The organism is Taibaiella koreensis (genome assembly GCF_003545715.1).
GTDB lineage: Bacteria > Bacteroidota > Bacteroidia > Chitinophagales > Chitinophagaceae > Taibaiella > Taibaiella koreensis.
The window spans coordinates 47,293-59,458 of sequence record NZ_QVNU01000006.1 but is presented as its reverse complement, the minus strand read 5'-3'; the positions used below and the strand labels follow the sequence as shown (position 1 = coordinate 59,458).

Genomic DNA, 12,166 nt, shown 5'->3' with positions numbered 1-12,166 from the left:
AACAAAGTAATCTTCGGTCCTTGAGCATGTCGAAAGGACAGCTATAAATGGTGCTTCGACGGGCTCAGCAGCCGTTATCAAGACGAATTTGACCAATGTTTCCTATGTCGGGATAGTTAGTAAAAATAATATAACACGTTAACGATCAGAAAGAGCGGTTGCCTGTATATAGGCAGCCGCTCTTTGGTTTCGATAAATCCGGCAACAGGATAGTATAGCGGGGCACCAAAATGGGGGTTGCGGTTGCTTCCCTTAATCCGTAACTTGTAGGCGCCAACAAACCATTTTAAACACACCTGACGATGGAAAAGATTATTGCTATTATCCTGGCCGCGCTCAGCTTCCTTGTTTTGCTGTTCATTGGTCTGCGCTCCGATCTGCTGAAAGAAGGAAGCGCTCCCGGGAAGCCCTACAGCTTCCATAAATTCCAGCTCTGGATATGGACGCTGGTCATCCTGCCGGCCTTCGTTCTCTACTGGGGTTTTTCTCCCGATCACATACCCGGCATCAACAATACGTCGCTCGTTTTGCTGGGCATCTCAGGCGCCACAGCCATGACGGCAGAAGTGATTGTTGCCACGCAGAAGACGGGCACTGCGCCTTCGCTGAAGGCCGTACACCTGAACAGTAGCGGATTCTGGACCGATCTGCTTAAAGACGATAACAACCAGCTGTCTCTCGTTCGGCTACAGCAGCTCATTTTCACATTTGTCTATGTCGTGATCTACGTCAGTGCCTTCCTGCCGCATATGCAGTATCCCGAATTTGACACTACCACCTATACGTTGATGGGGATTTCTACCGGAACGTTCCTGCTGGGCAAGGGATTGAATAAATAAAGATGTATCCTGCTGTGCAAGTGTTATTTACTCCCGGCAGGATCAGAATGCTTAGTTTCGCAGCGGCCATGCCCCCGGGGTAGGGTAAGGATCCGGTGAGACGTCTTTACCTTAAACAGCCCCGACGGCGCCTTCCCGGCAGTACATGGAGTATTTGAACCACGCGGTCACGCATTTATCGGCTGAAGTATTTGAACAGGCTTTCAAAACACAGTTTGAGGCGTTGCATGCCTATGCCTGCAGCCTGGTAGCCGATCCTGAGGAGGGAAGGGAGGCGGTCCAGCAAGTATTCTATAAATTGTGGAAAAAGCGGGAGGAGCTGCGGATTGGTCAATCCCTTACGGCCTACCTCTATCGTTCCGTACATAATGAGTGTATGGATCAGTATCGAAAAAAAGAGAACCGGAGAAAATACGAAGTACATAGCCGGCTGCGGCAGGAGCATACGATGGCCGGGGTGCCAGGAGAATTATCGGAGCTGGAGCAAAGGCTTGCCGCAGGTATCGCAGCGCTGCCGCCGCAATGCCGTCAGGCCTTCAACCTTAGCCGCACGGAGGGCTTGCGTTACCGCGAGATTGCCGATCGTATGGGTGTTACCGTGAAAACAGTGGAAAAGCACATTACCCATGCGCTGAAACAGCTACGGGTAGCACTGAGTGACTATTTACCCTTGCTGATCTTCATTTATACAGGACTAAAAATTATTTTTTGTGCAACAGGACCCTAATAACCCGGTAAGCGATGAGTTGCTGACCGGCTATCTCTACGATGAAGCGACGCCGGAAGAGCGGGCGCAGGTAGAGGCATGGCTGGCAGCGTCGTGGGACAACAGGCACTACCTGTCGCAGCTGGCTTTCCTGAAGCGGCAAAGCATGGGCCTGTCCCGGGCGCCTTCTGTCGATATTGAAGCAGAGTGGCAAGCATTGCAGCAGCGGCTGGCAGAAGACAATGTGCTTCCCTTGCCGCGCCGGTCGGGCCTGCGGCCGCTGAAGCTGGCCGCTGTGGCTGCCGTCTTAGCGATCCTTCTTGCCGTGCCGCTGCTATTGTTATGGCGAAAGGGCGACAAACCGGTAATACTGAGCGCCGGTAACCGTGTAGTGACCGATACCTTACCCGATGGCTCCGTGATTACGCTGAACAGGTTTTCCGTGATCCAGTATGAGGCCGGCTACCCGCGCAAGCGGGAGGTAACACTGGAGGGAGAAGCTTTCTTTAAGGTGCAACACGATGCGGCACATCCCTTCATGGTGAAGGCCGGGAATGTCCGGGTAAAAGTGCTGGGTACTTCCTTCAATGTTGCTCAGGGCAAAGACAGTACTGAAGTTATTGTAGAGACCGGGAAGGTAGAAATGCGACGCGACCAGTATGCCGTCGATCTGCGTCCGGGGCAGAGGGGCCTGGCGCTGGGCGATACGGCGCCTCCTGTAAAAACCCGGCAGGAAGACCTGTTGTATAATTATTACCGCACGCATCGTTTTATCTGTAAAGGTACACCGCTTAACCAGCTGGTTGTGGTGCTGGGTAAGGCTTTTGATCGCGAGATCGTTATCGCCGACCCTGCAAAGCAGGCATTAAAGCTGGATGCTGCATTTGAGGATCGCTCTTTAGACGAGATATTGGCGGTGGTGTGCAATATCTTTGACTTGCAAGTGGAAACGCAGGGTAAGCGGATTATACTCAAATAAATCCGCTTACATTTGTGCCCCTGATGCGGGCTCGTATACTTCTGAAAATAGGGATAGGACTGCTGTTGCTGTGTGCAGTAGATACGCAGGCGCAATGCCTCGGGAAGATCGTGTCCCTGCAGCTACCCGAGCAACAACTATCCACGGCCCTGGATGCATTGGGACGTAGCTGTGGTTGTCATTTTGCGTTTGAGACCGGTGTTTTGCCGGATAAAATGGTAAGTCTCCGGTACCGGGACAAGACTGTGCAGGCAATCCTGGACGACCTGCTTGATCAAGCGTATACTTATAGCGAGGAGCAGGGCTATATCGTATTGAAGCCTTCGCCACGGGTCATTGTTTCGGGAAGAATAAAGGATGCTGCCGATGGTACACCACTGGCCGCGGTTACGGTCAAAGGACCGGTAGAAATGGTTGTTTCCGATGAAAGGGGCAGGTACCGGATCAGTCTGCCGGCAACAGGCAGCGATCATCGCATCAGTTTTTCCAAAGTCGGCTATACAACACAACAGATACCCGCCGGCGGTCAATCCGCTATGCCTGATATCGCCATGGTGCAGGAAGTCATTTACCTGCCTGAGGTGGCTATTGAAGATGATCCCGCTGGCCGCGGCAGGCAAGGCGCCTTGAGGCATATGACCGACCTCAATACATCTGGTGTCAAGATGGGCGGGCTCCTGCATATCAATACGGGCGAGGTGCAGCCCTTGCAGCTATCGCTGGTATTGAATTATGCCGCGCGCTCGTATCGCGGCATTCAATTTACTACTATCCACAATGAAGTGAAGGACACCCTAAAGGGACTGCAGTTTGCAGGCGTGATCAATAAGACGGAAGGCCATATGATGGGAGGGCAGGTCGGTTGCTTCAACTACGCCCGTATCAACCGGGGCTTGCAGGTGGGCGTGATCAATATTGCCGACAGCACTACGGGTTGGTCGCTGGGCTTGCTTAATGTAGTTAAGGGGAGCAATGGATACCGCCGTTTTTCTTTCTACAGCAACAATATCAACAATGCCAATATTGCGTTGAAAACCGGGAATGCCAACCTGTACAATATCTGGATGCTGGGCTATAATATTTCCGGCAACAATTTGCTGATCACAGTAGGGCTTGGCCTGGGTCACGACTTTATCCTAAGCCGGCGGCTACGGCTGGCGACTCAGGTAAGCTATCATCTGGTAGATGGCGGAGTAGGCTTCGAGAACCGGCTGGCGCAACTGAAGCTGCTGCCCGAATGGCGGCTGTCCCGCTATTTCAGCATTAGCGCAGGCCCTGTGCTCAATTGGTATAAGAACCGGTACGGGCCTTCACAGGAGGGCTTTAAGAACCTGCTGAACCTACCTTATCTGCATCCCGGCGACCATCAAAATGCGACCAGGACCTGGCCGGGTTGGGAGCTGGGGCTTACATTTGATCCCAGGTATCGTTACGACAATCCCCGGTCGCGTTATCGTGCCGGCTGGACGCTGGCTTTCGGAGGCGGTGTCGGGCTTAGTGCTCTTATGGGCTTTCAGAATAGCTCCTACCGGCTGTTGGTCAGGGCTGAAAAATACCTCTTCGATGACATCGCTTTTACCCTTTCATCGGGCTACGTTTGGGTCGACGGATACCCTATGAAGATCGTACCGCTTACGGCAGGATTGAAAGTATTCCAGGAACGATTGCTGTATGTAGCTGTCGAAGCAGGAGGCGCTTTTTTATCGGGAGGCCAAATCATCGAGCAGAAGCGAATGGTGGTAAACCTGGCGCCCTCCATAGGCATCAACCTTGGCGATAAGCTGGACTTCAGTATGCGTTGCGACTTTTTTGGTGTACAGGAGATCCACCTGGGCGCTTGCCTTGCTTACGGCATCTCCTGGAGCCACAAACCTGCAACCACTCCTGCCCGGTAATTTCCGGCATTTTTTCAAAGAAAGGTAGGGTAACGCTTAAGTGCCGCGTCAGAATGGACCTTAAGGTCTGTCGGCATATGATGCAATATTATGGTTTGTTTTTTACTATCGGCTGGATATGGTTTTGCCTGGGCTGTGCGGCGCCTGTCCACGCGCAAGCGCCTGTCCGTAGCGGGAATGCCGGTACGGGTCAACAGTCCCGGGACAGTGCCACGGCTGCCGTATCACTTCACCGGCCGGAAGAGATAGCAGACAGCAGCGGAAATGACCAACCTATTCATGAGCTGCATGGGGTGCAGATCACCGGCAACCGGGAAGATCCTGTAACAGCACCCATGAGCCGGATCACACTGAGCGCCGCGCAAATTGCCGCCTTGCCCCGGTTTTTCGGTGAGCCCGATGTGCTGAAAGCCTTACAAACCCTGCCGGGCGTGCAGCAGGGCGCCGAAGGTACCAGCGCCTTGCTGGTGAGGGGTGGCACGCCCGATCAGAACCTTATTCTGCTTGACGGGGCGCCTTTGTACAATCCTTCCCACCTGCTGGGCATCTTCTCTTCATTCAATGCGGCGGCCATCGATGGTGTTACCTTGTACAAAGGCGCTTTCCCGGCGCGTTTTGGCGGCCGTATCTCCTCAGTGGTCGATATAAGCTTAAAGACCGGTGATACCGGGCGTATCGGGGGGAACATTTCCCTGGGCCTGCTGTCGTCCTCATTGACCCTTGAAGGCCCACTCAAAAAGAATAAGACGACTTTCCTGTTCAGCGGGCGCCGTACCTATCACGATCTGTATGGGGCGCCGGTCATCCGCATCATCGAACCCTCTGTAAAAAAAGTGTCCCTGTATTTTTACGATTTCAATCTGAAGCTGGAACATCACCTTTCTGCAAAAGACCAGCTGAGCCTGAGCGCTTATTATGGCGGCGATCATTTCCGCTTAAAGACGCTCGACGAGCGCTCTTCCGGCGATGGCAGCTCGGCTGCCGACAATAGCCTGCAGTGGCGCAATGCCTTTGCCGTACTACGTTGGCAACACACCTTCTCACAAAACCTGCATTGGTCGGTCGCTTTGTCTGCCGTACAGTACCAGCTGCAACTGGGCAGCAGCCAGGAAGACATCTTTAAAGATAAATTGTCGGGGTACGATCTCGATCTGCGTTCCGGTATCCGGGACTATACCGCCCGGACCGATGTGCACTACCAGCTTTCTGCCCGGCAAGAATTGCGGCTGGGGCTCATGTACACGCAGCATCTGTTCCGGCCGGGTACCAGCTATATGCGGGAAACCACGGAAAGCGGCCCTGTACGGGCCGTTGATATCGACTCGGATATCCCGGCTTCGGAAGCGGATCTGTACGCAGAAGATGAGCTGTCTCTGGGTGAGCATCTGAAGGCTAATCTGGGCTTACATGCCAGCGCCTTTTTTGTCCAGGGAAAGCACTATGCGTCTTTGCAGCCGAGGCTAAGCCTGCGCTACTTGTTGACAAGCGACTGGAGTATCAAGGCTTCATACGCTGACATGACACAATACCTGCATTTGCTTTCCGCCAATTCTATCGCGTTGCCAACGGATCTATGGGTTCCTGCAACCCGGAACATTGCTCCGCAACAGGCCCGGCAGGTAGCCCTGGGTTTAAGCGGAAGCCTCTGGCAGCATCAGCTTGCGTTGACCGCCGAGGTGTATTATAAAGCCATGGACCAGGTGCTGGAATACAAAGACGGAGCGAGCTACCTGGCCACCGACCCCGACGACAATTGGGAGCAGAAGGTAGCTGCGGGCAAGGGCCGTGCTTATGGCGCCGAGCTTTTCCTGCAAAAGACTACCGGTCGTGTTACCGGCTGGATGAGTTATACCCTGGCCTGGTCCAGCCGGCAGATACCAGGTGTCAACGGCGGACAAACTTTTCCCTATAAGTACGATCGCCGCCACACCCTTAACCTGGTAGGTGTTTTTCGCTGGCGGCCGGGAATTGAATTGTCTGCCGCCTTTATTTACCAGAGCGCTTCGCCATACACGATTCCGACACAGCAATACGAAAGCTTATCGAAGTTTGGTACGGTATTGGCGCCAGACATGATCCAGTACCTGCCGGGTAGGAATAACATCCGTATCCAGGCTAACCACCGGTTGGACCTGGCCATTCATTTTATCAAGGAAAAGGCAAATGGCCGCGTCCGGACCTGGACTTTGAGCGTGTACAATGTCTATAACCGGAAGAACCTCTTTAATTACAGTGTAGATGGCTATAGCGACAACAGGGTTTATATTTCCGGCTATAGCCTGCTGCCGGTATTGCCCTCGGTATCCTGGAGTTTCCGTTTCTGAATAGATCGCTTATGAAAAAATGCATCATACTATTGTCCTGCCTGGCGCTTACAGCCTGCCACAAAGAGCTGAGCATACCTATACCGGATGCTGAAAAGAAACCCGTTTTGAATGCGCTCTTTTCGGAAGACAGTGTTATCTATGCCCGCGCTTCGCTGTCGGGACGCTGGACAAGGCAGATGGCCATTTTTCAGCCCGATAGTTTCAGCGCGCCGGAAGGCGCGATCGTAAAGCTATATGAGGATGGGGTTTACCAGGAAACCTTGCAGCCGTTCTCTTTTTATACCACCGCTTTCTTCAGGAGTACGCATAAGGTACAAAAAGGAAGACAATATCGCCTTAGTCTCGAGGTGCCGGGTTATCCTATAGCAGAAGGTATCGATACGGTACCGGACCGGAACACTTTCACGGTTTCGGAACAAAAGGTGTATGAAATGCCTGCTGATGGCGACAGCGAGCTTAACTTCAGCTTTATACTGCACAATACAGGTAATCGCCCGGCGCATTATGTGTTCAAGGCCTATATGCTGTACAACTATACCACAACAGAGCAGGGGCAGACAGTTATCCGGTACGAACGGCAGCAGCTATGGCTGGGAGATAAGAACGCGCCCCCGGACATTATTTTCGATAAAGCATCCCATATGTTCATGGGACTGCTCTCGGGTCAAAGCATTCCCCCCGGCTTCCGGCAGCTGTACGTGCTACGCTCCTCGCCGCGCATCAAGGCCGATTCCCTGGTGCTGGAAGTAAATGTGCTATCAGATGCAGCCTGGCAATACCTGTCTACCTACGACAAAGCGCTGCAGACCCTGGACGATCCCACAGCGGAGAAGGTCAATGTTTTCGGCAATGTTCAAAACGGCTTCGGTATTGTAGGAGCTACGGCTTCAAAAGAATACCTGCTTCTAAAGTGATCCTTATATACGGGGCTCAGTATAGCACAAAGGGCCGCCCGGAACAACCGGGCGGCCCTCAGCAGTATGAGTGTGCGCTTATAGCTTCACGATCTTGAATTGGGTAATGTTGCCATTGGTTTGCTCTACCTGGAGCATATAGGTTCCGCGGGAAAGCTTGCCCAGGCTAATGCCATTGCTGGCTTCTCTGGCCTGGAATACCTGCTTGCCGTTGATGTCGAGAATACGTACATCTGTAATGTCCTTCCAGTCGCCGACGGTGATGTTCAGGATATCGGTAGCCGGGTTGGGATAGATATTGATAGCGTTCTCTTTACCGAAGGATACCTGGCGCACTTCTGTATAAGTATAGTGGCCATCCCTGTCGGTTTGTTTCAGGCGATAGAAGTTAAGACCGGAAACCGGGCTGTTATCATAGGCGCTATAATCCAGGCGCTCGTTGCTGTTGCCGCCATCAGCCGCTGTACCGGTAAAGCCGATCTCAATCCAGTGACGGCTGTCGTTGCTGCGTTCGATAGCAAAGCCCAGGTTGTTCTTTTCAGAATACGTGATCCAGTCCAGTCGTACGGCGCTGCCTTCGGCTATGGCCTTAAAGCTACCCATAGTCACAGGTAGGGGAGCACCCCAGCTGATAGCATAAGTGGCAGGAGTAGGATCGGTTACACGAGCGGCATCGGCGTAGCTAAACTGGAACGATGTACCGGATTGGCCTATAGTTGCCGTTGTTATTTTGATCTGCAGCTTGGATGGTTCGAAGTTGCTGATCTGTTGGTTCAGGGTTACCGGCTGGCCATCGTACAGCAATGTCGTAAACGAGGGCAAGGTGGTGATCACGATCGTATTGCCTGCACCCAGCGGTCCGTCTTCGGGATCGGTAGCGGCGGGAGCGGGAGCATTGGTGCCGTTACCGTCAAGTGTATACAGGGTGCCCAGTGAAGGATAGTGTACGTTAGCAGACGCGTCGGCAGCTTCGGGCAGGCGGTCAAGACCGATATTGTGATTGGTTTTGGAGCCGGTCAGGTTCGGGATGGCGACTGCGGGATCGTTCGTGTTCAGGTAGCTGCTGATGTTGCCGTCGGCATTGGTGCTCACGCTGGTCCATGCAGGGTGCAGGTGCGGTACCACTTTACTTTGGGCTGCACCGTTTTCAGGGGCCGCAGTCAGCGATGCGATATGAACGGCATAGTCGTTGCCTGCAGGCACATTGCTGAAGCTATAGCCGGTATTGGCATTTACCGGTGCAGACATCAGTATGGTCGGCGCGCCGGAATAAGTATGGGTATTCTGGATCAGCACGGCGTAAAGCGTCTGGCCATTGTCAGCTGTATTAATGGTATTCTCCCCTGCATCCTGGATGCCGTTGCCGTTAGCGTCGTTCCATACCTTACCGCTGATATTGTAATAGCTGCTGCCTACAAACTGAAGCGTGAGCGTGTTGGCGCTGCTGCTATCGCGGGCATCGTCCAGGGCTTTGAAAGGAATGGTCACAGTAGCGCCACCTTCCTGTATGGGGTCAACGGAAATGACGGGTACGGGCTGACCGTTGTTCATAGCTACGGCCACACTGCCGGGCCAGGCGGTACAGCTGGTTACCTGGGGCGGACAAGTACCGCCATTGGTATACACCGTATTGCCTATCTTGATATAATTGGCGCCGGTAGGGAAAGCAGTAATGCGTATGCTGTCTACCTTGCCGTCGGCATCGCTTGCCGGGAAGGCATTGCCGGGCAGGCTGTAGTCGTTAAAGCCGCCAGGGTTAGCGATATTGGCAATGGTATTATTGGATGAAACGGGCGGGATCTGAAGACCGAAATTGGCATCGGTTACGCTGGCAGAGCCTACGGTGATAAGCAGCTTGCCATCGGTAAGGCGGTCGTCGCCGGTACCGGCGCCCAGGTGCTCGCCTGTAGGCTTGTAAGTTGCGGGGAAGGTAGCTGCTGTAAAGGTATTGCCCACTGCGGGAGCGGTGGTGCTTACGTAGAGGGCATAAGCGCCTGGCGTTACGGTACCGAAGCTGAAGCCGCCCCCGGCCTGTATGGGTTGTACATCGATCACATGGTTATTGGCCGGATCGACACGCACCACATAAAGATCGCCGGCTGCAAACTGGCTGGTTCCGGTGGCATTGACCAGGGTATCGGCCATGCCGTTGATGTCGTGGTATACATGGCCTTTGATGGAGACACAGTTTAGCGTAGCTGTAAAAACGGCATTGGGACTTTCAAAAGCAGTGTTCCTTACGTTTACGGTAAAATTGCGACTACCGGGCGTAGGCGTGGCATCCGTATTGCTGTACTGCAGCGAATCCAGCAGGGCCTCGGCATTATCGACGGTAAAGGCACCGCTGTTTCGGGTAAAGGTCAGGGTGCGCACACCGTTGGCCAGGGTGCCGGCTACCGTGTAGTTAACGCTATTAAGGCCCAGATTGGTAATATTGGGATTGCTGTTGAGCGCAATGCTACCGTTGGTGGCTCCTTTAACAATAAGTTTTTCACTGGCGCCGTCCAATATATCCGCAGTGGGGAAACTTACCGTAAGGCGGTTAAGGTTGCCCGTAGCCCTGATATTGTTTTGGCCGGGAGGCGTAAAAGACAAGTTGGTGCCGCAACCCGAACCAGTATTGTTGACGCCAAGCACTGTGGTATCAAGGTCGATGCTGGGTGCCGTCGTGGTTACGGCGGTAGTAAAGCCCGGGCCAGAGCTGAAGTCCAGGAAGAAATAGGCAGTGCCGCCGCCGCCCAGGCGGATGCTGAAGTCGCTGATGTTGTTATAGGTGATGCGTACACGGGTAGCATCTGCAGTAGCACTCATGCTATTGTCGTCGGTGCTGGAGCGGTAAGTCGTCAGACCCGTGTTGGCGTTATAGACAGGTGTCTGCAAGGTGGTAGGATTGCCCACCTCACTGGTAGAGAAGCCGCCGAATTCATTGATCTGGTTGGAATTGTTGTCCCCGTTGCCGTCGATATCGTAAGTATTGATCTTCACGTTCTGCAGTACCACAGGCAGGCCGCTGCGGGTGGCTACGCGATAAGTGCCGCCCAGGATGAACTGGAAGTTGAACTGGATGGTGCCGCCGGGGCCGCTGGAAGTACCGTTGGCAAACTTAAGCTGGGGTGAGAAAAAGGCGGGATCGTTGTCGCTGTAGCCGCCACCGTTGGGGCTGGCCTGGTCGTAAGCTGTCCAGCTCACAACGCCGTTCATGGCTACTGTCTTCACAATACAATCGATCGCCTGGCCACTGAGCGTAGCGACGTTGCGGTAAACGACCACATCGCCCACGGCCCGGCCCACGCTGGTGTTGGAGGTATTGCTGATGGTGCTGCTGTCGGCGCCGTTAAGCACTATAACACCAGGACCTCCGAATTTGATCGAGGAGTAGTTGTTGTTGAAAAAATTGTTGGTTACCTGAATGCCGGCCAGGAAGCTGGCCGACTGAGATCCGGCGCCATGGGCGGTGATCGTATAGTCGGTTGCAGCGCTGGCTACAGTGGGAACGCCGGCGATGACGCCGGTATTCGGATTGAAGCTCAGGCCGGCAGGTAGCGTTGGCGCAATGCTATAGCTTGTGGCATTGCCCGCCAGGTTAGGAGAAAGGAAGACATTGCTTACATTGGCAATAAATACACTGGGCGTAGGATAGCTCAGCGATGATGGCGCCTGGGCCATAGCCTGGCTGCCAAGACCTAAGGCCGCCAGAGGTATCAATACCCGGCTTATCTTAAGTGTGTTGTGGAAAAGGAATGGTTTCATAAAGGATAATAATAACAAAGGTGGGTTGGTTGTATATAAAATTTATTAATTCATTTTTAAAAACACAAAGCGATCCCCATCATGTTTTCACATGATTTTTTATTCAATTTGAATGAAAGGCTAATCCGGGAAAATCCTTTTTCTCTCGTTCAAATCTTACCAGTACCGGGCGCTGAATAAGTTATTCGTTTGTGGGAGCGTGCTTCTTCTCTCACCCCCTAAAGCCAGGTAAAAACCTGTAAGAAATGACGATGCAAAAGTAGATGGTGTGTTAATGTTTTTCTAACATTTAATATTCGAAGTGTGAGATAAAATAGCAGGCGTACAGTGTTTATTATGCATTTTAATCAGCCTTTCTTTTATTTTGTAGCATTTATACGACAGCTATATTGAAGAATTACAAGGGAGTATCTCTAATTGTGAAACATCTTCGCATTATATATTGTATTTTATTGTCTATTTTACATAATTATTTTTGTTTAGTTTATAAATTTATATTTTACTTTATTTTACCGTAACTGTTTAATTAATTGTTAAATAATGAATGAGGATTTTTTCCGGAGAAAGATGCATAGGCCATTGCTAGTATTATTACTAAGAGTATTTAAATAGTTGTCTTTGTGGCTAAAGTATGATAGGTTGATCAGTTGCGCTGATAGGCTTAACAAGATGACTCTATTCTTTAACCGCGCTGTTTATAATTTAAATATATTGATAAATGAAATGCATAGAACATCTTCTTCCTATAATGATAAG

At 52.2% G+C, this 12,166-nt stretch carries 7 protein-coding genes; 6 read left to right on the top strand and 1 reads right to left on the bottom strand.

Annotation, left to right across the window (positions count from 1 at the left end; genetic code table 11):
- Positions 1 to 302 precede the first annotated feature (302 nt).
- From DZK30_RS18590 to DZK30_RS18565, 6 genes are all read left to right on the top strand, one after another.
- Positions 303 to 839 carry a hypothetical protein gene (locus tag DZK30_RS18590; RefSeq protein WP_118975686.1) on the top strand — a complete coding sequence of 179 codons (537 nt, stop codon included), beginning with the start codon at positions 303 to 305 and terminating at the stop codon, positions 837 to 839.
- A gap of 145 nt (positions 840 to 984) precedes the next feature.
- Entirely contained in the window at positions 985 to 1,566 is a 582-nt protein-coding gene (locus tag DZK30_RS18585) for an RNA polymerase sigma-70 factor (RefSeq protein WP_118975685.1), read from the top strand.
- A complete protein-coding gene (locus tag DZK30_RS18580) occupies positions 1,550 to 2,524 on the top strand; it encodes a FecR domain-containing protein (protein ID WP_118975684.1) in 975 nt (324 codons plus the stop codon). The genes DZK30_RS18585 and DZK30_RS18580 overlap by 17 nt, the downstream gene beginning before the upstream one ends.
- 23 nt (positions 2,525 to 2,547) lie before the next feature.
- The gene (locus DZK30_RS18575) at positions 2,548 to 4,419 is read left to right on the top strand and encodes a carboxypeptidase regulatory-like domain-containing protein (protein WP_118975683.1); all 1,872 of its coding nucleotides are present in this window, start codon (positions 2,548 to 2,550) and stop codon (positions 4,417 to 4,419) included.
- Between the two features lie 77 nt (positions 4,420 to 4,496).
- Complete coding sequence (locus tag DZK30_RS18570) at positions 4,497 to 6,743, top strand: TonB-dependent receptor plug domain-containing protein (protein WP_205529496.1); 2,247 nt, start codon at positions 4,497 to 4,499, stop codon at positions 6,741 to 6,743.
- Positions 6,744 to 6,754: 11 nt separating this feature from the next.
- On the top strand, positions 6,755 to 7,660 hold the full coding sequence (locus DZK30_RS18565) for a DUF4249 domain-containing protein (protein ID WP_118975681.1): 906 nt from the start codon (positions 6,755 to 6,757) through the stop codon (positions 7,658 to 7,660).
- Positions 7,661 to 7,738: 78 nt separating this feature from the next.
- On the opposite strand, the gene DZK30_RS18560 is transcribed toward DZK30_RS18565, so the two are convergent.
- Positions 7,739 to 11,410 (bottom strand): T9SS type A sorting domain-containing protein, encoded by a 3,672-nt coding sequence (locus tag DZK30_RS18560; RefSeq protein WP_118975680.1) that lies wholly within the window; start codon positions 11,408 to 11,410, stop codon positions 7,739 to 7,741.
- Between the last annotated feature and the right edge of the window lie 756 nt (positions 11,411 to 12,166).